The 21,146-nt window shown below is 64.7% G+C and carries 16 protein-coding genes; 5 read left to right on the top strand and 11 right to left on the bottom strand.

What is annotated here, in order from left to right; translation table 11 throughout:
• Positions 1 to 82 precede the first annotated feature (82 nt).
• The 6 genes from ABID58_RS27575 to ABID58_RS27550 all read right to left on the bottom strand — a co-directional run bounded on the left by ABID58_RS27575 (position 83) and on the right by ABID58_RS27550 (position 7,991).
• On the bottom strand, positions 83 to 1,807 hold the full coding sequence (locus ABID58_RS27575) for an ABC transporter ATP-binding protein (protein WP_354035936.1): 1,725 nt from the start codon (positions 1,805 to 1,807) through the stop codon (positions 83 to 85).
• Positions 1,786 to 2,634: an ABC transporter permease gene (locus ABID58_RS27570; protein ID WP_354035934.1), complete on the bottom strand. Its 849-nt coding sequence runs from the start codon at positions 2,632 to 2,634 to the stop codon at positions 1,786 to 1,788. Before ABID58_RS27570 ends, ABID58_RS27575 begins: the two co-directional genes overlap by 22 nt.
• On the bottom strand, positions 2,631 to 3,641 hold the full coding sequence (locus ABID58_RS27565) for an ABC transporter permease (protein ID WP_354035932.1): 1,011 nt from the start codon (positions 3,639 to 3,641) through the stop codon (positions 2,631 to 2,633). Before ABID58_RS27565 ends, ABID58_RS27570 begins: the two co-directional genes overlap by 4 nt.
• Before the next feature lie 38 nt (positions 3,642 to 3,679).
• Entirely contained in the window at positions 3,680 to 5,332 is a 1,653-nt protein-coding gene (locus tag ABID58_RS27560; protein WP_354035931.1) for an ABC transporter substrate-binding protein, read from the bottom strand.
• A gap of 182 nt (positions 5,333 to 5,514) precedes the next feature.
• Positions 5,515 to 6,615: a DNA polymerase IV gene (gene dinB / locus ABID58_RS27555; RefSeq protein WP_354035929.1), complete on the bottom strand. Its 1,101-nt coding sequence runs from the start codon at positions 6,613 to 6,615 to the stop codon at positions 5,515 to 5,517.
• 107 nt (positions 6,616 to 6,722) lie between these two features.
• Positions 6,723 to 7,991 carry an ROK family protein gene (locus ABID58_RS27550; protein ID WP_354035927.1) on the bottom strand — a complete coding sequence of 423 codons (1,269 nt, stop codon included), beginning with the start codon at positions 7,989 to 7,991 and terminating at the stop codon, positions 6,723 to 6,725.
• Positions 7,992 to 8,247: 256 nt separating this feature from the next.
• Here ABID58_RS27550 and ABID58_RS27545 point away from each other — a divergent pair, with 256 nt between their 5' ends.
• The 3 genes from ABID58_RS27545 to ABID58_RS27535 all read left to right on the top strand — a co-directional run bounded on the left by ABID58_RS27545 (position 8,248) and on the right by ABID58_RS27535 (position 11,859).
• Positions 8,248 to 9,213 (top strand): sugar-binding protein, encoded by a 966-nt coding sequence (locus ABID58_RS27545; RefSeq protein ID WP_354035926.1) that lies wholly within the window; start codon positions 8,248 to 8,250, stop codon positions 9,211 to 9,213.
• Between the two features lie 61 nt (positions 9,214 to 9,274).
• On the top strand, positions 9,275 to 10,801 hold the full coding sequence (locus ABID58_RS27540; RefSeq protein ID WP_354035924.1) for a sugar ABC transporter ATP-binding protein: 1,527 nt from the start codon (positions 9,275 to 9,277) through the stop codon (positions 10,799 to 10,801).
• Positions 10,798 to 11,859 (top strand): ABC transporter permease, encoded by a 1,062-nt coding sequence (locus tag ABID58_RS27535; protein ID WP_354035923.1) that lies wholly within the window; start codon positions 10,798 to 10,800, stop codon positions 11,857 to 11,859. The genes ABID58_RS27540 and ABID58_RS27535 overlap by 4 nt, the downstream gene beginning before the upstream one ends.
• 56 nt (positions 11,860 to 11,915) lie before the next feature.
• On the opposite strand, the gene ABID58_RS27530 is transcribed toward ABID58_RS27535, so the two are convergent.
• The gene (locus ABID58_RS27530) at positions 11,916 to 12,803 is read right to left on the bottom strand and encodes a VOC family protein (protein ID WP_148752451.1); all 888 of its coding nucleotides are present in this window, start codon (positions 12,801 to 12,803) and stop codon (positions 11,916 to 11,918) included.
• Between the two features lie 186 nt (positions 12,804 to 12,989).
• Between ABID58_RS27530 and ABID58_RS27525 the strand changes: the two genes are divergently transcribed.
• A complete protein-coding gene (locus ABID58_RS27525; protein ID WP_354035922.1) occupies positions 12,990 to 14,177 on the top strand; it encodes a CaiB/BaiF CoA transferase family protein in 1,188 nt (395 codons plus the stop codon).
• Positions 14,178 to 14,510: 333 nt separating this feature from the next.
• Here ABID58_RS27525 and ABID58_RS27520 read toward each other — a convergent pair whose 3' ends face one another.
• Complete coding sequence (locus ABID58_RS27520) at positions 14,511 to 14,708, bottom strand: hypothetical protein (RefSeq protein WP_354035921.1); 198 nt, start codon at positions 14,706 to 14,708, stop codon at positions 14,511 to 14,513.
• Here ABID58_RS27520 and ABID58_RS27515 point away from each other — a divergent pair.
• Positions 14,707 to 17,814, top strand: coding sequence for a DEAD/DEAH box helicase (locus ABID58_RS27515; protein ID WP_354035919.1), 3,108 nt, complete (start codon positions 14,707 to 14,709; stop codon positions 17,812 to 17,814). The two genes, ABID58_RS27520 and ABID58_RS27515, sit on opposite strands and share 2 nt — an antisense overlap.
• Before the next feature lie 16 nt (positions 17,815 to 17,830).
• Here ABID58_RS27515 and ABID58_RS27510 read toward each other — a convergent pair whose 3' ends face one another.
• From ABID58_RS27510 to ABID58_RS27500, 3 genes are read right to left on the bottom strand one after another with little or no spacing between them, the layout of a single operon-like run.
• Positions 17,831 to 18,508, bottom strand: coding sequence for an SDR family NAD(P)-dependent oxidoreductase (locus ABID58_RS27510; protein WP_354035918.1), 678 nt, complete (start codon positions 18,506 to 18,508; stop codon positions 17,831 to 17,833).
• 4 nt (positions 18,509 to 18,512) lie between these two features.
• Positions 18,513 to 19,718 carry a sialidase family protein gene (locus tag ABID58_RS27505; protein ID WP_354035916.1) on the bottom strand — a complete coding sequence of 402 codons (1,206 nt, stop codon included), beginning with the start codon at positions 19,716 to 19,718 and terminating at the stop codon, positions 18,513 to 18,515.
• Positions 19,715 to 21,145 (bottom strand): sodium:solute symporter family protein, encoded by a 1,431-nt coding sequence (locus ABID58_RS27500; protein WP_354035914.1) that lies wholly within the window; start codon positions 21,143 to 21,145, stop codon positions 19,715 to 19,717. The genes ABID58_RS27505 and ABID58_RS27500 overlap by 4 nt, the downstream gene beginning before the upstream one ends.
• Between the last annotated feature and the right edge of the window lies 1 nt (position 21,146).

Below are 21,146 nucleotides of genomic sequence, written 5' to 3'. Positions count from 1 at the left end.
ATGGGAGAGCACTGGCTCGCGAGCTTCGCCGTTCTCGCGCTGGATGATGAGAAGTGAGCAAGCAGAAGTTTACTGCGGTCACTCAATCCGCAGTCGCCATCAGCCGAAGGCGCGCCTGCGGTAGGTGTGCGGCGCCGGCGATACCCGACGGGATCGATGCCAGCAGCGACCTCGTATAGGGCTGCTGCGGATTGTCGAAGATCTCGGCGACGGTCCCATGTTCGACGATGCGTCCGCGGTGCATCACCGAAACGGTGTGAGCGAGCTGGCGCACCAGGGCGAGGTCGTGAGAGAGGAACACATAGGTCAGGCCCAAATTGGCCTGTAGCGAGAGCAGGACTTCGACGATGTCGGCCTGGACGCTGACGTCGAGGGCGGATGTGGGCTCGTCGAGCACGATCACATCAGGCTTGAGAACCAGCGCCCGGGCGATAGCCACGCGCTGGCGCTGGCCGCCTGACAGGGTTCCAGGCTTGCGCGAAAGCAGGTGCCCGCCGAGCCCGACATCGGCCAGCGCCTCGCGCACGCGCGCGACCCGCTCCTTGCTGGTTCCGACCCTGAAACGGTCGAGCGGCTCGCGCACGAGCCGCTCGATTGTCCAGGTCGGATCGAGCGAGGTGAACGGATTTTGATAGACGAGTTGAAGGTGGCGCCACGCCGCGCGCAGCGCCTCCGGCGAGCGGCCGGTGATCTGCTCGCCGGCGACCGAGATGGTCCCGGTGTCGGGTTGCTCGAGGCCCAGCAGCAGCCGGACCGCCGTCGTCTTGCCCGAGCCGGACTCGCCGACCAGTGCGTGCGTGGTGCCGGCCGGGACGGTGAATGAGACGTCGTCGACGGCCGTCAGCGTCTTGCCGTCGACGATGAAGGTCTTCGTGACGGCGCCAACGTCGATCTTCGGTGTGTCGCCGAAGCCGGTCTTGATGGCATGAAAACCCCTATCGCGCAACGCTGCGTAACGGTCAGGGTTGAGCGCCGGGACATCCGCGTGCAGCTTTCTGGCGTAGGCCGACTCAGGCGAGGAGAAGACGGAAGCGGTCCGGCCGGCTTCGTGAATGACGCCGTCCTTGAGCACCACCAGCGCGTTCGCACGCTCGGCCGCGATCGCCAGATCGTGGGTGATGAGAAGCAAGCTGATCTTGAGGTCGTGCTGCAGCCGCGTGAGCAGGTCGAGAATCCGCTTCTGGATCGTGACGTCCAGCGCGGAGGTCGGCTCGTCCGCGACCAGCAATGCTGGCCGTGGCAGGATCGCAAGGCCGATCAGCACGCGCTGGAGCATGCCGCCGGACAGCTGGTGTGGGTAGGAGTCGTAGACCCGCCGGGGATTGTCGAGACCGACCTCGGCGAACGTCTCCAGGATGAGCTGCTTACGGATCGCCTTGTCGGCCTCGTCGAGCAGCGCGGCCGCCTCCTGCGCCTGGGCGCCGATCGCACGCACCGGGTTGAGTGAGTTGGCGGGATCCTGCGGCACGAAACCGATGGCTCGTCCCCGCAGCGGCCGGAAGCCGCGCTCGGAAATCCCCAGCACCTCCTGACCGTCGAAGGCCACGCGGCCGGTGGCGTGCCCGCCGCTGGGGAGCAGCCGCAGTACCGCGCGGGCGATCGTCGACTTGCCCGAGCCCGACTCTCCGATGAGAGCAAGGCTCTCGCCGCGGCCGAGCTCGAACCCCACATTGGTCACGACCTCGTGCGGCCCGTAGCAGACCGACAGGCCATCGACCCGGAGCAGCGGAAGCGGGCGCAACGGCACCGGCGCGATGAGCTCGGCGCGCGTCAGTGTATCGGCGGTCAGTCTGTCTTGCGCAGCCATCGGCTGATCCTGTTCACGGAGAGGACGGTCGCGATCGTCACGAAGGCGGGCGCATACACCAGCCACGGCCATTTGAGGTAGTCCTTGCCGATCGAGATCAGCAGGCCCCAGTCGGAAGCGGGCGGCCGATCGCCGTAACCGAGGAAAGCGAGGCTCGCGATCACCAGGATCGAAAGGCCGAATTGCAGCACCGCGAGCGGGAGTACAGAGCGCGACGCGTTCGGCAACACATGTCGTAACAGGATGTGCCAGCGTGAGCCGCCCAACAGGAACGCCGCCTCGACGAAAATCGCTTGTCGGGTCTTGATCACTTCCGCGCGCATCACCCGCGCGAACACGGCCACCGCCGAGACGCCGGTCGCAATGGCAGCGTTCGTCGTGTCGAAACCGAGCGCGGTGACGACGATGACTGCCAGCAGGAAATTCGGGATCGCCAGCAGCACGTCGACCAGGCGGGCGAGCACGATGTCAACCCGGCCGCCGAGAAAGCCCGCCAGGAGGCCTATGAGTCCGCCTGCTACGGCGGCAATGACGACGGCGATGAGCGCGCTCGTCACCGAGGACGCTGTGCCGTAGACGACGCGGGTATAGAGATCCCGGCCGAGGTGATCGGTGCCGAACCAGTGCGCCGTGCTGGGGCTGAGCAGCTTGTCGGCGGGGACGCCGACGATCGGGCTATGGCCCGTGAACAAGCTTGGTGCCACAGACCAGGCAATCACAATCGCGATGACCGCAAAGGAAAGCGCTACGGTCGGCGCTACCCGAAGAGCTGTCTGCCGGCCGATCGACGTGACACGCGAAGCAGAGGAGAAGGAGGCGAGGGTCATGATGTCACCGCCGCGGATTTCGCAGTCGCGCTGTCGTCAGCGGTGGTCGGACGCACCCCGGGACCGTCGACCAGCTTCACGCGCGGGTCGAGCAGCGGATAGACGAGATCCGCGATCAAATTGACGAGCACGAACACGACTGCCGCGAGCGAAACGACCGCCTGCAGGACAGGCAAATCCTGCGTGCTCACCGAGCGTTGCACCAGGCTGCCGATGCCGGTGCGCCCGAACACCGTCTCGGTGATCAGCGAGCCGCCGAGAAGTTCGCCGATGGCGAGTGCGATCACGGTGACGACCGGGAGCGAAGACGGCTTGAGCAAATGTTTCGCAAAGAGACGCATCTGCGTCAGACCGCGGCCGCGCGCGACCGCCGCGTATTCCTGCTCGGACTCCTTGTCGAGGTTCGCGATCAGCACCTCGGCGATCCGCGCGGAGACGGGGATGCCCAGCGCGACCGCGGCGAAGAAGGTCGCCCAGAAGCTGTTGGGTGCGATCACGCGGAACAGGCCGAGCTGGAAGCCGAACACGTGGATCAGCATCAGGCCGATGACGAAATTGGGCACCGACAGGAAAAACGACGGGAAGCCGCGCAGCAAACCCTGGCCCAATTGCTTCGGAATGAATTGCGTACCATAGGCGATCGTCATCGCCAGCAGCAGCGCGATCGCGAACGCGGCGGATGCGAGGATCAGGGTTGAAGGAAGAACCTCGGCGATCAGGGTTGCGACGGGCCGGCTGGACCGCATCGACAGGCCGAAGTCGCCGATGACGAAGTGGGACAGCGATGTCCAGAGCTGAACCGGAATCGGCTGGTCCAGGCCCTGCGCGGCGATGATCGCCTTGATCTCGTCCTCGCTGAACCCGTTTTGGGGATCACGCAGGACGTTCGTGATGGGGTCGCCCGGCAAAATGCTGACGACGACGAACGTAAGGACGTAAGCGAGCAGGATCACGATGAAGGCCTGCGCGAGGCGCCTTGCGGCGTCGGCAAGGTAAGCATTGCTCATGCCGGCGCCCTCGTCGCGTTATTCGCTCGCATGGTGCCTCACTCGCCCTTCGTGGCCGTGTAATAGCTGGCGTACGCGATGCCGTTGTAGACCTCACCCTTGAGCCTCGGGGACTGCACGTAGATCCGCTGGACGATCTGCGTGCGCGGGATGAAGTAGCCCTGCTCCAGGACGTAGGTCTGCAACTCATCGAGCAGCGGATTGCGAACGTCGAGAGAGGCGGCGCCGGCAATCTTGTCGCGTAGCTCGTTGAGCTTCTTGTCGCTGTCGCCGAGATTGAACCAGTTCTCGCCATTGTTCGCGTCGGTGAGGATGCTGGCGACCGTGCCGGCATCGATGAAGCTGCGGGTCACCTCGTAGGCCGGCACGGCTGGCCCGCCGAACCGCACCTTCTCGCCGAACGTCACGACGTCATAGGCGCGGATGGTGACTTTCCAGCCGATCCTGCCGAGCTGCTGGGCGATGAGCTCGTCGATCGACTTCGCCGTCGCAAGGTAGGGGTTGGAGTGAAGCGTGAGCGACAGCTGCTTGCCGTCCTTGGTGCGGATGCCATTGGCCCCTTTGACCCAGCCAGCTTCGTCGAGCAGCTTCTCGGCCTTGCCTGGGTTGTAGGCCAGGAGGTCGCTGTGGTCGGTCGCACCGGGCACGTTGCTCTGGATGAAGGACGTCGCCAGCTTCCAGTCGGGCGTATAGATGGTGTCGATGATCTCCTTCCGGTCGATCCCGGCCTGGAGCGCTTGTCGTACCTTCACATCGTTATACGGCTCCAGCCTGGTGTTGACCGCAAGGCCGTTGACGAAGCCGAGATAGCGTGGGGTTGCGGTGGTGAAGCCGGCATCCTTGAGCGATTTCAATTCCTGCGGTGAGGGGCTGTAGGCGACATCGGCCTGGCCGGACTGGACGGCGGCGACCCGCAACGATGGTTCGGAGACGATCTTGTATGTGATCGAGTCAAGATAGGCCGGGCCGGTGTGGCCGACGGCTGCGGGACCCCAATTGTAGTCCTTGCGCTTGACCAGCTTTACGAAGTCGCCCTCCTTCCAGGAGGCGACCACATACGGCCCGCTGCCGGATGTCTTGCCAAGGTCGGCCTGCTGGGCGGCCGGCTGCGCGAGCGTCTTTGGGGAGATGAGAATCGAGCCGTGATAGCCGAGGGTCGGAATGAAGCCGAGTGTCGGCGCCTTGAAGAAGACCTTCACGGTGGTTGCATCGACGGCCTCGGCGCGGTCGTAGGTCTTCGGGAAGAGGCCAACCGGGTTGATGCCCTCGCTCTTCCGTCCGGCGTACCAGATGTCGAGATTGGCGACGACAGCCGATGCGTCGAGTGCGGTGCCATCGGAGAACGTCACAGCTTTCTTGAGGTGTAGGGTGAACTGGGTGGCGTCGCTGCTCTGCTCCCAGCTCTCGGCGATCCAGGGACTGACCTTGCCGTCGGCATCGACATAGACGAGCTTGTCGGTCACGTGGCCCCAGATGTGGCCCTGGAAGCTGGAGATGGAGCTGTTGTTCGGAATCCAGGTGCCGCCGAGCGAGTCGATAAGGAAGGTGATGTCACCGCCGTTCGATGAGACGCCGGCACTTCGAACCGATGACAGACCCGCCATTCCCGTCAGGGCAGCGGCCGCCATCACGGACGTCGCGATCAATAGGCGACGCCGGGAGGTCAAAAACGAAGGAAGGCGTTCGGTCACGAATAGCTCCTGTTGCACCAGGCGGATGGCGAGATGCGTAGGAGAAGCGAAATGGAGCGGCCTGGCCATTCCAAATTTCGTTTAAGGCGGGCAACAAATGCCTCTGAATCAAGATGAGGACCACCGCTCCCTCCCGCCGCGTGCGCGGACAAAGCTGTGCATTTGCCGCATGCGGCTCTGGATCAGATGCCGAAGGTCAGTTGCGGCTCCGCATCGTCTGCGAGCTGGAGGGTGGACAGCGCTACACCCAGGAGCCTGACGCGTTTGGGCAGCGGCATCTCGACGTCGAGCAGGCCGCAGGCGAGGCGCTCCAGCTCGTCCCGGCCTGCGACCGGCGCGAGCAGAGACCTGCTGCGCGTGATGATCTCGAAGTCGGCAAACTTGATCTTCAAGGTGACGGTGCGGCCCCGGCTGCCGGTCGTCTCGCAATGGCGCCAGACCTTGTCGACGAGGGGGCGAAGCTCGGCGACCAGCGCGTCGAATTCGGCAAGGTCGGTCGAGAACGTGGTCTCCGCACCGATGGATTTGCGGATCCGGTTGGCCCGCACAGGCCGTTCGTCGACGCCGCGCGAGATCCAGTAATAATAGGCGCCCGACTTGCCGAAGTTCGCGTTCATGAACTCGAGCGTCTGATTGCGGATGTCGAGACCGGTAAAAAGGCCGAGGGCGTTCATCTTCGCAGCTGTTGCCGGCCCGATCCCGTGGAACTTGCCGACGGGCAGCGTCTCCACGAAGGCGGGTCCCATCTCCGGGGAGATCACGAACTGGCCGTTGGGCTTGCGGTGATCGGAGGCGAGCTTGGCCAGGAACTTGTTGTAGGAAATGCCCGCCGAAGCGTTGAGGCCGGTCTCCGCCTTGATCTTCTCGCGGATCCGCAGCGCGATGTCGCGCGCGAGCGGGATGCCTTGCAGGTTCTCCGTCACGTCGAGATAGGCCTCGTCGAGGGACAAGGGCTCGATGATCTCGGTGTGCTCGGCAAAAATCTCGCGGATCTGCCGGCTGATCGCCTTGTAGACCTCGAAGCGAGGCTTCACGAAGATCAGGTCGGGACATTGCCGCTTCGCGGTCACCGACGCCATCGCGGACCGAACGCCGAATTTACGCGCTTCATAGCTCGCCGCGGCAACCACGCCGCGCTCGGCCGAGCCGCCGACAGCGACGGGCTTGCCGCGCAGTTCCGGATTGTCGCGCTGTTCCACCGATGCGTAGAAGGCATCCATGTCGATATGGATGATCTTGCGAACGCGCCTTGCGTCGCCTTCCACGGTGCCGGATTCGCTCATGCGCGGATAATACAATCGGGCCGTGGGAATCGCGAGATGATCGCGGGCTGCCGCAGTTCGCCCTCAACTTCGCCGGATCGCCTTCATGGTCGGCGCCGGGCCGTTGCCTATTCGGTTGTCTCCATGTGGTTGCGGTCCACGACCCGCAGCGTCCGTTGCATCATGCCATCGACGATGGCCGCCGAATCGCTTGGCCGCAGATGGATCGTCGTGGACTTGAGCAACCAAGGCAACACCGCCTGCTCGAGCCGCTCCTCATAGGCGTGGCGCATCATGTCAAATGCCTGCAGGCCGCGACCTGCCAGGACGACATGGTGCGGGCGCAGCACGGATATCGTTGCCGCGACCGCCTCGGCAAGCGCGCGACCTGCCTGCTGGAAGACGTGCTCGAGACGGGGATCACCGCTCCGTGCCCGCTCATGCAGGAGGGTCATCTGCGCCTCGGAAGGCTGCTGCGACGCCGCCGGCGGCAAGTCGAGAAAGGTGCGGGCGTCGCGGTAGAGCGCGTAGTCGGCGAGATGGGCCTCGATGCAGCCGCGCTGGCCGCAGCGGCATTGCGGCCCGTTCGATCCCAGCTTGGTATGGCCGATCTCGCTGCCGGCGCCGGCGCCCAGCCGCGCTTCACCGTCGACCACGACGCCCATGCCGACGCCGTGACCGATCAGGATCGTGGCCATCAGGCCCTGCGCCAGTGACGGCTCCGCGGCGGCGAGAGCGAGCGCAACCGCGACAGCATCATTCGCCATCACGACTTCGGTGCCGAAAGCCTCGCGCACCGGCTTCGCCAGATCGATGTCGGTGACGGACAACACCGGGCTCCACAGATGCCGGCCAGTATCCGCGTCCACGATACCCTGAAGCGCAATCCCTATTCCCAGCAGCCGATGGCGCGGTGTGGCCGTCGCCGCCAGCATCGCATTGATTTGCGTGATCACGAGGTCGCACAATGCGCCCGCATCGAGAGCCCGGGTCGCGATTTCGAGTCGTGATTGGGCCAGGCTGAAGCCGCTGAAATCCGCAATCAGTGTCTCGATCAGATTCATGCGCAGCGAGACCGCGATGACGCGGCCGAACTTCGGGTTCAGGGTCAGCAGCACGGCCGGCCGGCCACGGCGGCGGCCATTCAGCCCATCCGGATCCTCTTCGTCGGGATCGTCGGACCATGGGGGGGCCGCGGTCTCGGTCTCGCACAGCAGCTCTTCCGCGATCAGCCTGGAGGTCAGGCCGGAAACGGCGGGGAAGCTCAGTCCCGTGCTCCGGGCCAGTTCCACACGCGGCAACGGCCCGTGGCGTCGCAGGACTTCCACCAGGCGGCCCCGGTTCGAGCCACGGGTCATGCCTAAAATTCGTCTCGGCAACTCAGTCTGGTCAGTCATGCTGTCCTATTTAATTCAGAGCATGAATTTAATGGGCGCGTATTGGGGCGGTGTGATTGGAAAAGCACAGCGCGGAGCGCGACGAGGCGGCCATATTTACTAATATCATGCCTCATGTACTATTTCCGCTTGAAGAAGTGGCCAGCGCATCCTGATTTTGATGTTCTGCTCTGCAACATTTCTTCGCTGCGTGAATAAAATAGAGCGCAAAAGCGCTGTAAAGCCCCGCATCTGGGGGGACCAAAGGGAGGTACACATGAACGGATCAATGAAGACATTGCTAGTGCCGTTGCTCGCGACCGCCGCTGCGTTCGCGCTGGCCACGGGTGCGGCGCAGGCCCAGCAGAAGAAGACCATCGCGCTGGTGACCAATGCAGCGGCCGATTTCTGGGTCATCGCCGGCCGCGGGCTCGAGAAGGCTCAGAAGGAGCACCCGGAATACGATATCCAGTTGATCGTCACCAATGATGCGACCGCGGCGGGCCAGCGGCGCGAGCTGGACGACCTGCTGGTGCGCGGCGTCGCCGGCATCTCGATCTCGGTCGACGATGCGCCGCATGCAACCGAAGAGCTCAACAAGGTCGCCTCCCAGACCATCTTGATCACGACGGACAGCGACGCGCCGCAGAGCAAGCGTCTCGCCTATATCGGCACCGACAACGTCGCGGCCGGGCGGCAAGCGGGCGAGGAGTTCAAGAAGGCGTTGCCGAACGGCGGCAAGATCGCGCTGTTCGTCGGCACGATGGACGCGGACAACGCCCGCGAGCGGGTGCAGGGTATCAAGGAAGCGATCGCCGGCACCAAGATCGAGCTGGTCGACGTGTTCACCGATCAGGTCGACTCCGCCAAGGCCAAGGCGAACATGGAGAACGTGCTCGTCAAATATCCCGACATTGCGCTGTTGTCCGGCCTTTGGAGCTACGAGACCCCGCTGATCTATGATGCGGTCAAGGCGGCGGGCAAGGCCGGCAAGGTGAAGATCGTCGGCTTCGACGAGGATCAGCGCACGCTGCGGGGAATTTCCGACGGCACGATCGAGTCGACGGTGGTGCAGCAGCCGTTCGAATTCGGCTATCTCTCCGCCACCAACATCATCAAGACGCTGAACGGCGACAAGTCCTGGATTCCGGCCGACAGCAAGCTGATCGTGCCGACCCAGGTGATCAGCAAGACCAACGTCGCGGATTTCACCGCTCACATGAAGGATCTGCTGAAGAAGTGACTTTGAGTGCCTTTCGACGCCCGGCGGCCATAGCCGTCGGGCGTCGAGCAGGAGGAAGTGAATGGCGGAAATCCTGTTCGAACTTGTCGGGATCAGCAAGTCCTATCCCGGGGTCATGGCCCTCAACGATGTCAGCCTGCGCGTGCACCACGGCGAGGTGTTGGGCCTGATCGGCGAGAACGGCGCCGGCAAGTCGACATTGATGCGCGTGCTCGGCGGCGTGATTGAGCCGAGCGCGGGCGTGATCCGCATCGGCGGCACTGACCATGCCCAAATGACGGTGAACGAGGCGACGCAGACCGGCATCGCCTTTGTGCATCAGGAGCTGAACCTGTTCGAGAATCTCGACGTCGCCGCGAACGTCTTCATCGGACGCGAGAAGCTCGTCGGCGGCCCGCTGAAGCTGGTGGACAGCGCGCAGATGCGCGCCCGCGTGACGCCGCTGCTGCAGCGGCTGGGCGCCGATTTCGGCCCTGACACGCTGGTCGAAAATCTCTCGATCGCCGAACGTCAGATGGTGGAGATCGCCAAGGCGCTCTCGATCGACGCCCGCGTGATCATCATGGACGAGCCGACCTCGAGCCTGACGATTTCGGAGACCGAGCGGCTGCTGGCGGTGATTGCCGATCTGAAGGCGCACGGCATCGCCGTGATCTACATCTCCCACCGGCTCGGCGAGATCATGACCTGCGCTGACCGCGTCGTGGTGCTGCGCGACGGGCGCACGGTGGGAGAGCTGGCGCGGGACCAGCTCAGCCATGCCACAATGATCCGGCTGATGATCGGCCGCGACCTGAAAGCGCTGCATACGCCGCCGAAACGGCCGCCGCAGCCGGGCGGCTGCGACATCGTCGGCCTCGTGACGTCAGCCTTCCCCGACCGGCAGATCGATCTTTCCGTGCGGCATGGCGAGATCCTCGGACTGGCAGGACTGGTGGGCGCTGGTCGTACCTCGCTGGCCCGCGCGGCCTTCGGCATCGATCCGGTGCTGGGTGGCGAGATCAGGATCGACAACGCGCCGGTCGATGTCGCATCGCCCCGGGATGCGATCAGGCAAGGCATCTATCTGGTGCCGGAGGACCGCAAGAAAACCGGGCTGGTGCTGGAGCTGCCGATCCGCGAGAATGTGACGCTGGCGAGCCTGCGCAATTACGCGCGGATGTGGCTGGTCAACGGCGCGGCCGAGCACAATGTCGCGAAGGAGCAGGTCAGGCGGCTCTCCATCAAGGTGCCGAGCGTCGATATGGAGGCCGTGACCCTCTCCGGCGGTAACCAGCAGAAAGTCGTGCTGGGCAAGTGGCTCTCCATGCAGCCGCGCGTGATGTTCTTCGACGAGCCCACCCGCGGCATCGATGTCGGTGCCAAGAGCGAGATTTACGCGCTGATGCGCGAGCTCGCCGACCAGGGCGTCGCGATCGTGATGATCTCCTCGGACATGGAGGAGGTCATCGGTGTCTCAGACCGGGTCGCGGTGATGCATGAAGGCAGCGTCAGCGGTGTGCTGGAGCGACCGCAATTCAGTGAATACAACGTGCTGCGGCTTGCGATGGGCCAGGCGCTGGAAACCGTGGAAGCCGCTGCCCCATGAACAAGAAAGAACTCGGTCTCGGCCTGCTGCTCGTGGTGATTTCCGTCATCACGGGCATGATCAATCCGGCCTTCCTGTCGGTGGTGAATCTGCTCAACATGGCCAATCTGATCGGCCTGTTCGGCGTGTTTGCGCTTGGCGAAGGGCTCGTGATCATCACCGGCGGCATCGACCTTTCGCTCGGCTCGATGTTCGCGCTGCTCGGTGTCGTCTTCGTCGACCTTCTGACGACGTACCAGGTTCCCTGGCCCTTGGCGCTGCTGGCCGTATTGCTGGGTGGACTGGTGCTGGGGGCCATTCAGGGGGTCCTGATCACCCGGCTGAAGATGCAGCCCTTCATCGTGACGCTGTGCGGGTTGCTGATCTATCGCGGCGCCGCCCGCTACTACACGACCGACTCGACACGCGGCTTCGGCTACGGCGACGAGGCAGCGACACTGAGCAACATTGCCTCCGGCCATGTGGCGGGCATCCCGAACACCTTCATCCTCCTGATCGTCCTTGCGTTCGTCCTCAGCGTGGTGCTGCACCGCTCGGTCTACGGACGCTGGCTTTATGCCGTCGGCAAGAACGAGGAGGCGGCGCGCTTCTCCGGCATCAACACCAACATGGTGATCGCAACCGCCTATATCATCAGCGGTGGGCTCGCCGGAGTTGCGACGGTCCTGTTCGTGTTCTACACGAACTCGGTGTCTCCGAGCTCCTTCGGCAATTTCTATGAACTCTACGCGATCGCGGCTGCCGTGCTGGGCGGCTGCAGCCTGCGCGGCGGCGAGGGTTCTATTCTCGGTATCGTGCTGGGGACTGCGCTGCTGCAGGTGCTCCAGAACCTCGTGAATATCCTCGGCATCCCCAATTCGCTGAACTTCGCGGTGATGGGGACGGTGATTCTGATCGGCGTGTTGGCAGACCAGCAATTGCAGGAACGACGCCGGCGCAAGCAGGCGCTGGCCGGCATCGCCCGTACGGCGCCGAGATCGACACCTGTGCAAGGACAGCCGGGCGCACCGCCGCGCGGCGTGGACGCGGTGCCGGCGAGGACGGGCGACCAGGTGTGACGGATCCAGGCTCGAGCTGACAAAGCCGCTTCGTCGGCGGCTTTGTCGCGGGAGCCCTATCCCTCATATTGATCCGGCCCCATCGCCCAGGATGCCTGATCGTGGCCGTAGGCGTAGTTGCGGTTGTTGACGACAGGATTGCGATTGACCATCGGCCGCATGAACATCGGATGCGTCGCGCTGCGTACCTCGTGCTCGACCGTGAACAGATGCTTGCCGCTGTCGAGATCGACGATGTCGCAGAACCGGTACTGATACTGGTTGTCCTCGCGGGAGATCAGGTCGCGCGCCAGCAGCTTGCGATAAGGGCCGGAGAAATCGGTGATGTACATCTGCACATGGTGGCCGTCATAGGCGGGCTGCGGCCGATCGGTCTCCCGGAACAGCAGATGCTGGTCGCGGCCGGTCTTCACCGCGGCAACCTTGCCGCCGCGGTTGCGCAAGCTCGCCGGCATGCCCATGATCTCGGGATAGAAGGCGCAGATTGCCTGTGCCGATCCGGCCGGCACCTCGAACTCGACATAGGGGATGCCGAGCGTGATGCGCCCGAAGCGTGCCGCGTCCGGCTCGTGGATGCGCAGGCGGTTGCCCCAGGGGCAGGTCGCTTCGACATAATCGTTGTGCTCGGCGTATGCGAAGGCGGTGCCTTCGAGCTTCCCGGCGACCGAGGCCAATCGCGCCAGCAGCGCCTCGCGGCCCTCGATGACGAGCCCGGTATGGCCGCGCAGCACCTGCGCCTTGCCGCTCGGCAGATGAAACTGGCTCCTTCCGGCATTGATCCACATGTTGGTGTCGGACACCATCAGATAGGGATCGCGGGTCAGTCCAAGCCCCGTGACGTAGAACAGGGTGGCGAGGCGCTGGTCCGGAACCTGGATGTTGACGTGCTCGAAATGAATGGCGTTGCCGAGATCTTCTGCGGATCGATCGAATTGTTGCGGCATGGATGTGCGCTTCTGGCTGGAGGGACCGACAGGCCTATACTAGAGCAGAATTTCCGCCGGCCGAAACGGCTGGATGATGACATCTTGAAGGCAGCATCTTGCGACAAGGCATCGTGTGCGCTGCACCTTGCCGTGGCACCCATTCCCTGTAATCTGACCGGAAGTAGTGAAGGAAAGAAGAGGTCGATGGGGGGAGTTCTGGAAGGCGTGCGCGTCCTTGATTTCGGGCGCTACATCGCGGGGCCGTATTGCGCGACATTGCTGGCCGAGTTCGGCGCCGAGGTCATTCGCGTCGAGAAGCGTGACGGCAGCGAGGATCGCTTCGTGGCGCCGGTCGGCGAAGGCGGCGAGGGCGCGCTGTTCCTCCAGGTCAACCGCAACAAGAAGTGCATCACGCTCGATCCGATGACGCCTGATGGGCAGGAGGTGATGCGCCGGCTGGTCAAGACCGCTGATGTCGTCGTCGCCAATCTGCCACCACAGACCTTGCGCGCCATGAAGCTCGATTACGACTCGTTGAAGGCGATCAAATCGGACATCATCCTCACCACGGCCACTGCGTTCGGCGGGCCGGGGCCGTGGTCCGACCGCGTCGGTTTCGATGGCGTAGGCCAGGTCATGTCGGGCTCGGTCTACATGACCGGCGCGGGCAATCCGCCTTACCGCGCGGCGGTGAACTGGGTCGATTTCGGCACCGCGCTGCATTGCGCCTTCGGGACGCTCGCCGCACTGATCGAGCGCGGCAAATCCGGGCGCGGGCAGATCGTCGAGGGCGCGCTGCTGGCGACCGCGCTGTCCTTCACCAATGCGACGCTGATCGAGCAGGCCGTCATCAACGTCAATCGCGTCCCATCAGGCAATCTCGGCCAGACTGCCGCGCCCGCAGACATCTACCGCACCCGGGACGGCTGGGTGCTGTGCCAGGTCACCGGTCATCCGCTGTTCAAGCGCTGGGCCAGGCTGATGGGCGAGGAGGAGCAGTGGCTGAACGATCCGCGCTTTGCCGACGACATCAGCCGCGGCAACAACGGACCCGTCATCAGCGAGCGGATGGCGCGCTGGTGCGCCGAGCGTACCACGCAGGAGGCGGTCGACACCCTCGGCAAGGCGATGATTCCGACCGGGCCGGTCCTGAGCCCGCAGCAGGCGCTGGACCATCCCCACATCCGCGCCGCCGGCTTCTTGCAAGACGTCGACTATCCCGGCTTGCCGAGGCAGGCTCCGGTTGCCCGCGCCGCGATTCGACTCTCGGAAACGCCGGGCGAAATCGCGACGCGCCCGCCGACGCTCGGCGAGCATACCGATGCCGTGCTGGCGGAACTCGGCTACGACACGGCTGCGATTGCAGCGCTTCGGCAGAGCGGCATCATTTAGCCGCTGCCTGATCACAAGAGTGGAAATGCGCCGGCGCGTCTGCTAGACGACTGGCGGCAAGAGCATGATCCGGAAAAGTGCGTAGCGGTTTTCCGAAGAAGATCATGCTCAAACAACCAATTAAAGTGCGATGACGATTCGTCCGAATCTCATCGCGCTTGAGGCCTCGCGCTTTTGCGTGTGCCGGCGACTTCTATGTCGCGCGAGATGTTTTGGGAGGCGCGCGTTCGCACGCCCCGTCCCATATGCATGACCATTCGCAACCGAATCGGGACGAACTCGGCTGCGCGTGCCATTAGCGACTGCCTACGACGAGAAACGGATTAACGTGCGTCATTCCAAAAAACTGCGGCCAGCCAAGGGCTCACTAAGCAAGAGTTCTCTAAAGAAGGGCTCGCAAGTCAAAAGCTCGCCCAAAAAGCGTTCGCCCGCCAAAAGTTCGACAAGCAGGCGCCCGCTAAGCAAAAGTTCTCCGACGACGAGCAAGGGCTCGCAGCGCGCCACGATCTCGTCGTCGTCGCCGCTCGGCATGATGGCGCTGCATCTGCTGGCGCAGTGGAAGGAATCCGGGCGCAGCGGTCTCGTGTTCCTCGCCGAGAGCGAGAACAGGGCAGAACGGCTCGGCAGCGTCATTCATGCACTCGATCCGTCCTGCGAAGTGCTGGTGTTTCCGCGGCTGAACACCCTGCCGTTCGATCAACTGGAGCCATCGCGCGAGATCGCCGGCCGTCGCGCCTCGGTGCTGCGGCGCCTCGCAAAATCCAAGCAGCCGATCTTTCTCATCTCGACGGCGGAAGCGGTGATGGAGCGCCTGCCGACGCCGGCGAGCCTGTTGCGCTTGAACACGGGCTTGAAGGTCGGCGGCCATTTCTCCGAGAGCGAGCTTCGCGTCCGTCTCGAAGAGCTGGGCTATGACCTCGATGACGAGCCGGATTATCCGGGCGGCGTGCTGTTTCACGGCCAGACCTTCGAGATATTTCCCGCAGGCGCGCTGGGTCCGTTCCGGGTGGAGCATTCCGCGCGCGCCATCCGCCGCATCGTGGCATTCGATCCGAAAGAGCATGACATCATCTTCGAGACCAGGGAGCTTCTCGTCGATCCCATGTCGGAGCGGCTCGCCATCGCTGGCGCTCGGGCCAAGCGCGCGACGCTGTTCGACTATTGCGGTAAGGCCAGGTGGATCGCGGATGCCGGCGTTTCGGTGCATGCCGATGCCTGGCTGAGCACGATCGAGGAGGGCGCGGGTCGCGCGGACAGGGAGCGCGAATATCTGGGACGCCCCGACTGGAAGCAGGCAACCCGTGGCATGAAGGTGCTGCCGCGTAGCGCGCCGTTTCAGCCGACGCCGGAATTCTCCAAGCTGACATCCGCCAGGAAAGCCCTGCGCGCCTTTGTCGAGGACACCAGGCGCGCCGGTTCGCGCCTGATCCTCGTCGCGGCCCAGGAGGAAGATCTGCGCGCGATGGAGCGGATGAGCGGCGTGCGCGCGGAGCGCGTCGCGGATTGGGACGAGGCCGCGAGTGCGCGCCATCGCGACGTGGCGCTGATCGCCGATCTCGACGCCGGCTTCGTCATTCCAGGCAAGAAAGCTGCCGTCGTGCTGACGGCGAGTGACGTGCTCGGCAGCCGTGCGCATCATCCGCAGCCGATGGCGCGAAGCTGGATCGCGGCCTTCGATCATGCCGACGTGCCGGAACAGGGCACGGTGGTCGTGCATCTTCAGCGCGGCCTTGCCGTGCTCGATGGCCTGCAGACCGTGAACACCGGCGGCGGCGCCTTGCGCGAGATGGTCAGGTTGTCCTTCGCCGGCGACAACGCGGTGCTGGTGCCGCCGCCCGATCTGGCGCAGATGTGGCCTTATTCAGCGGAGCGCGGCAAGCTCGCGCTCGACAAGGCGGATGGCAGCACATGGTGGGCCCGCCGCACCGCCGCCGAGCAGGAGATCCAGCTCGCCGGCAAGGCCCTCGCCAAGCACATCAGCCAGCGCAAGCGGCGGAAGGCGGCCAAGCTGGTCCCGCCGGGATCGGCCTACGAAAAATTCGTCGCGCGCTTTCCGTATTTCACGACGATCGATCAGGCCAAGGCGATCAACGACGTGCTGGATGATCTCGCGTCGGGGCATCCCATGGACCGGGTGATTTGCGGCGATGTCGGCTTCGGCAAGACCGAGGTGGCGCTGCGGGCGGCGGCCGCCGTGGTGCTGTCGGGAAAGCAGGTGGCGATCGCGGTGCCGACGACGGTGCTGGCGCGGCAGCACGTTGCGACCTTCCGCAAGCGGTTTGCGCCTTTTGACATCGAGGTCGGCAACCTGTCGCGCGCCACCTCCGGTGCCGAGACGCGGGAGACCAGGGAGGGCTTGCGCAGCGGCCGGGTGAAGGTCGTGGTCGGAACGCAGGCGCTCACCTCGAAGGACGTGAAATTCGATGACCTCGGTCTCGTCATCATCGACGAGGAGCAGCATTTTGGCGCCGCCGAGAAGGCAAAGCTTTCCGGGCTTGCCAGGAATGCGCATACGCTCTGGATGAGCGCCACGCCGATCCCGCGCACGCTCGCCGCGGGTCTTGCCGGCTTCAGGGACCTGAGTGTCATCGCTTCGCCGCCGGTGCACCGGCTTCCGGTCGCGACCAAGATCGCGCCGTTGTCGGATGCCGCCATCGCCTCGGCCTTGCTGCGCGAGCAGCGGCGGCACGGGCAAAGCTTCCTGATCTGCCCGCGCATCCAGGATCTCGAGCCCATGCTGGCGCGCGTGCAGGCGGTGGCGCCCGATCTCAAGATCGTCTGCCTGCACGGCAGATTGCCGGCCGACGAGATCGACGACCGGATGATGACCTTCGTCGAAGGCAACGCCGACGTCCTGCTCGCCACCAACATCGTCGAGAGTGGCCTCGATATCCCGCGCGCCAACACCATCGTGGTGTGCTGGCCCGAAAAGTTTGGCCTCGCTCAGCTGCATCAGCTGCGCGGACGCGTCGGGCGCGGCGGCATCCGCGCCTTCGCATTTCTGCTGACCGAGTCGGCCTCGGGACAGTCCGAGAAGCGGCTGGCCGTGCTGGAGGAGTTCAGCCGGCCGGGCGCAGGTTTTGCGATCAGCGAGCGCGACCTGGATCTCCGGGGCGCAGGCGATCTGTTCTCGGAGCAGCAATCCGGCCACGTCCAGGTCTTCGGCCCCGTGCTCTACAGTCATCTTCTGAAAATGGCCTCGGAGAAGGTCGATGACGGCAGGTCCGTGGTGTGGGTGCCCGACCTCAACCTGCCGGTCGCGGACATGCTACCCGAGAGCTATGTGCAATCCGCGCCGGTGCGGCTGGAGCTCTATGCCCGCGCCGCGCGCTGCGCCAGCGAGGACGACCTCGACGATCTCGAGGAGGAAACCTCGCGCCGCTTCGGACCATTGCCGCTGGCTGCGCGCGACGTCTTTGCAGCCGCGCGGCTGAGGCTCGACTGCAAGCGCAGAGGCATCGTCCGCCTCGACGTCGGGCAAAGCGCCGTGGCCGCGACGTTCCTGCCGGGACGGTTGCGGAAGTCGAAAGGAAAATCGCTGCAACGCGACGGCGATCGCGTCGTCTACCACAGCCAGACGCGCGATGCCCCGTTCGACATGGTCGAGGAATTGTTCGAGCTGCTCGACGAGGCGTGACGGGAGAGCTGCCGCCTCAGAGCGAGCTGCCGCCGCAAATGACGAGCTGCTGTCCGGTGATGGCGGCAGCTTCGCCTGAGAGCAGGAATGCCACGGCGGCTGCGACTTCGTCAGGTCTAATGAAGCGGCCAATCGGCGGCAGTTTTGGTGTGACATTGGCACGCGCCGGGTCGTTGAGCATCGGCGTCTCGGTCGCGGCGGGCGCAACGACATTGACCGTGATGCCGCGCGGCGCGAGCTCGCTCGCCCACGACCGCGCCATCGCGACCAGCGCAGCTTTCGTCGCCGCATATTGGCCGCGGCCGGCCACGCCCGATGCGGTGCGGCTGCCGATGAAGATCATGCGCCCGCCCTGCGGCAGGCGCGGCGCCAGCGCGTCGGCGAGGCGTGCGGCGACATCGACATGCAGCCGCCACATCGCAGCACCGTCGTCATGGTCAAGCGATCCCAGCGGAGCGACCTTCAGCATGCCCGCGGCATGAACGAGCGCCGTCGGTGTGAGGCCCGAGACGGCGTTCGCAATGCCGCCGAGGTCGTTCAGGTCAAGCGATAGATGATCGAACGCCGGATGGTCGAACGTTACAGGGCGCCGGCTAATCCCGGTGACGCGCCAGCCGTCGCGCAACAGGCGCTCGACGATCGCAGCGCCAATGCCCGAACTGGCGCCCGTGACGAGTGCGTGCCTCTTGTCCATCCTCTCAGCCCCGCTTCACCCATGGCTCGGTCACGCGCACATATTTGATCGCGCGGCGATGGAAGGTGAAGGCCGTGTGGATCGCGCCGTCGGCAGTCTGCTTGACGGAGGGGTAGGACAGCTCGCGATTGGTCTGGTCGCGCGAATTGTTGGTCATGCAATAGCCGTCGCCGGTCTCGACGTTGCGCTTGGCCCACGAGCGTCCGCCGTCGGTCGAGATCGCCAGCGTCATCGGCGCCCGCGGCGCGCCCCAGAATGCGGTGCGTCCATCCGACTTGCCGCCATCGCCGGCGAGCACGGGCGGAAGGTCGTCCTCGATCTCGTCATAGAGCGACAGGCGGCGCCCGCTCGCATCCCTGGCGCTGGAATCGTTGAAGACCAGCGCGAGATGACCGTTGCCGAGCCGCGTGAGCTGGATCGAGGAGTTGTTGTTGGGCAGCGCGGTCGCAACCGGCGCCGACCAGCTGCGGCCGTGATCGGTCGAGCGGCTCTGATAGATGTTGTCGGCCCAGCGACTGCGATAGACCGCAATCAGCGAGCCGTCGTCGAGGCGTTCGATGCACATATGCACGCAGCCGCGGCTGCCGGGGACGTCGACATCGTGCCAGGTTGCGCCGGCATCGGTCGAGATCTTCACCGCGCTGGTGTCCTCGTCACCGTTCCATTTCTTGCCCGGCGTGCTGTGGCAATAGAACACCGGCAACAGCCAGTCGCCATTGTCGAGCACGACGATTGGCTGCCGGATGAAGGTGCCGCGGCCGCGATGCTCCGGAAACAGCGTCTCGATCGGGCCCCAGCTCTTGCCATGGTCGCGCGAGAGGCGGCGGCGGATCAGCGCGGTGTCCTGGTTGCCCGCCAGCTGCGCCGTCCACATCAGCCACAGCGTGCCGTCGGGGGCCGGGAACAGCACCGGGTTCTGCTCGGAACGGCCGGAATCGTCGGACAGCTTTTCGGCCGCCGACCATTGCGTCGCGCCGCGCGGAAGCCGCGAGAAATACACCGAGATATCCGACATGCCCTCCTGCGTGCCGCCGAACCAGACGCAGGCGAGATCGCCATTGGCGAGCGGCATCAGGTTGGCGGCGTGGTTTTGCACGCAAGGCGAAGGAATGAACGCGTCGAACCGGTCGGGATCGCCGGCCACTGGGCGAACGGTGCCGTCGGCGGTGATCTCGATGTCGGCGATCGCGACCTCGGCACCGATGGTCATGTCGAAGTCCTTTCCACGAAAGCATTGGGTTGCGCCGCCTGCGGCGTGGCCGCGGGCGCCTGGCCCATCACCATGCGCTCGATCGCCATCACCACCAGCGGCGACGCGGCGGCGATGTACATGTTGTCGATGCCGAAGGGGTTACCGAGCAGGTACCAGACCGTGGTCGCGACGGCAGCGCCGATCAGGCCGGCGGTGGCGCCGCGGTTGCTGGCGAACAGCGGCAGATAGAAGCCCATCATCGCCACCATCGTCACCGACAGGCGCAGCGCGCGCGTGAAGAACGACAGCTTCAGGATCTCCGGAATAAAGAACACGAAGATGAGCGGCACGATCGCGATCACGATCGAGAACACGCGAGTCATCTTCAGCTCGCGCTCCGGCGTCGGCTTCCAGTAAGGCACGTAGAAGTCGCGCACCACGAGCGAGGCGATCGCGAGCGCGACCGTGCAGACGCTGACGAAGATCGAGGCGACCAGCGAGGTCGTCACGAAGGCGGAGGCCAGCGGCGGCATCTTCTCCAGAAACACCGGCAGCGCGTAGAGGCTGTTCATGTCGGGGTAGAGATATTTTGCGGAAACCCCGATCAGCGCGAGCAGGAAGCCGAGCGGAAGGCAGAACGCTGCGGCATAGTACGTCGCCTTGCGGGCCTCGGCGGCGCTTGGCGTCGAGGAGATCGCCTGGACGATGAATTGGGTCGAGAAGATCGCGCCGACGGTGCCGAAGGTCCAGGCGAAGATCGTCGTGAAGCCGATCTTGCCGTCCCACGAGAAGTAATACGCCGGCAGCTTGGCCTTGATCGGCGCGATGCCGCCGGTCAGCGACATCGCGACCGCGACGATGATGATGATGCCGACGACCTTGAAGGCGCTGTGCAGGATCGTCACCCAGGCGACGCCCTTCAACCCGCCGAACACATAGTAGAAGGTCGAAACCGCAGCGATGATGCACATCGCAACGGGGAGGCTGACATGCAGCGCGGTGGCGATCGCGGCTGCGCCGCTGACATAGTTGCCGACATTCACCAGCAGCAGCGCATAGATCATGATCACGGAGACGGTGAGCATGGTCGACTTGCCGTATTTCTGCGCGATCGCGGCCGAGATGGTGTATTCGCCGGAATTGTAGAGCTTCTTCACCATCAACAGGCCGAACAGCAGGAAGCCGAGCGAGGCGCCGAGCACGGCCCATCCCGCAGCCATGCCGGACTGGAACGCTTCCTGCGCCGTGCCGACGGTGGATTTGGCGCCGACGAATTCGGACATCATCAGCACGCCGACGACGACGGCCGGCATCGCGCGGGACGCGGTCATGAACTGATCGCTGGTCCGGCTGCGCAGCTTCAGCGTGAGCCAGGAGGTGAAGGCGATATAGGCGACGATCATCGTGACGACGAGCGTGCTTTCGCCGGAGAGGAGGGCTTGCATC

Origin of the sequence: Bradyrhizobium sp. S3.2.6, from assembly GCF_040546885.1 — a bacterium.
Taxonomy (GTDB): domain Bacteria; phylum Pseudomonadota; class Alphaproteobacteria; order Rhizobiales; family Xanthobacteraceae; genus Bradyrhizobium; species Bradyrhizobium cytisi.
This window is presented reverse-complemented; position numbering and strand designations above follow the sequence as displayed.

Coding starts and splice junctions, on each gene's coding strand:
- ABID58_RS27575 (WP_354035936.1), bottom strand. CDS start 1,807: ATGGCTGCGCAAGACAGACTGACCGCCGATACACTGACGCGCGCCGAG.
- ABID58_RS27570 (WP_354035934.1), bottom strand. CDS start 2,634: ATGACCCTCGCCTCCTTCTCCTCTGCTTCGCGTGTCACGTCGATCGGC.
- ABID58_RS27565 (WP_354035932.1), bottom strand. CDS start 3,641: ATGAGCAATGCTTACCTTGCCGACGCCGCAAGGCGCCTCGCGCAGGCC.
- dinB (WP_354035929.1), bottom strand. CDS start 6,615: ATGAGCGAATCCGGCACCGTGGAAGGCGACGCAAGGCGCGTTCGCAAG.
- ABID58_RS27550 (WP_354035927.1), bottom strand. CDS start 7,991: ATGACTGACCAGACTGAGTTGCCGAGACGAATTTTAGGCATGACCCGT.
- ABID58_RS27545 (WP_354035926.1), top strand. CDS start 8,248: ATGAACGGATCAATGAAGACATTGCTAGTGCCGTTGCTCGCGACCGCC.
- ABID58_RS27540 (WP_354035924.1), top strand. CDS start 9,275: ATGGCGGAAATCCTGTTCGAACTTGTCGGGATCAGCAAGTCCTATCCC.
- ABID58_RS27535 (WP_354035923.1), top strand. CDS start 10,798: ATGAACAAGAAAGAACTCGGTCTCGGCCTGCTGCTCGTGGTGATTTCC.
- ABID58_RS27530 (WP_148752451.1), bottom strand. CDS start 12,803: ATGCCGCAACAATTCGATCGATCCGCAGAAGATCTCGGCAACGCCATT.
- ABID58_RS27525 (WP_354035922.1), top strand. CDS start 12,990: ATGGGGGGAGTTCTGGAAGGCGTGCGCGTCCTTGATTTCGGGCGCTAC.
- ABID58_RS27515 (WP_354035919.1), top strand. CDS start 14,707: ATGATGGCGCTGCATCTGCTGGCGCAGTGGAAGGAATCCGGGCGCAGC.
- ABID58_RS27520 (WP_354035921.1), bottom strand. CDS start 14,708: ATGCCGAGCGGCGACGACGACGAGATCGTGGCGCGCTGCGAGCCCTTG.
- ABID58_RS27510 (WP_354035918.1), bottom strand. CDS start 18,508: ATGGACAAGAGGCACGCACTCGTCACGGGCGCCAGTTCGGGCATTGGC.
- ABID58_RS27505 (WP_354035916.1), bottom strand. CDS start 19,718: ATGACCATCGGTGCCGAGGTCGCGATCGCCGACATCGAGATCACCGCC.
- ABID58_RS27500 (WP_354035914.1), bottom strand. CDS start 21,145: ATGCAAGCCCTCCTCTCCGGCGAAAGCACGCTCGTCGTCACGATGATC.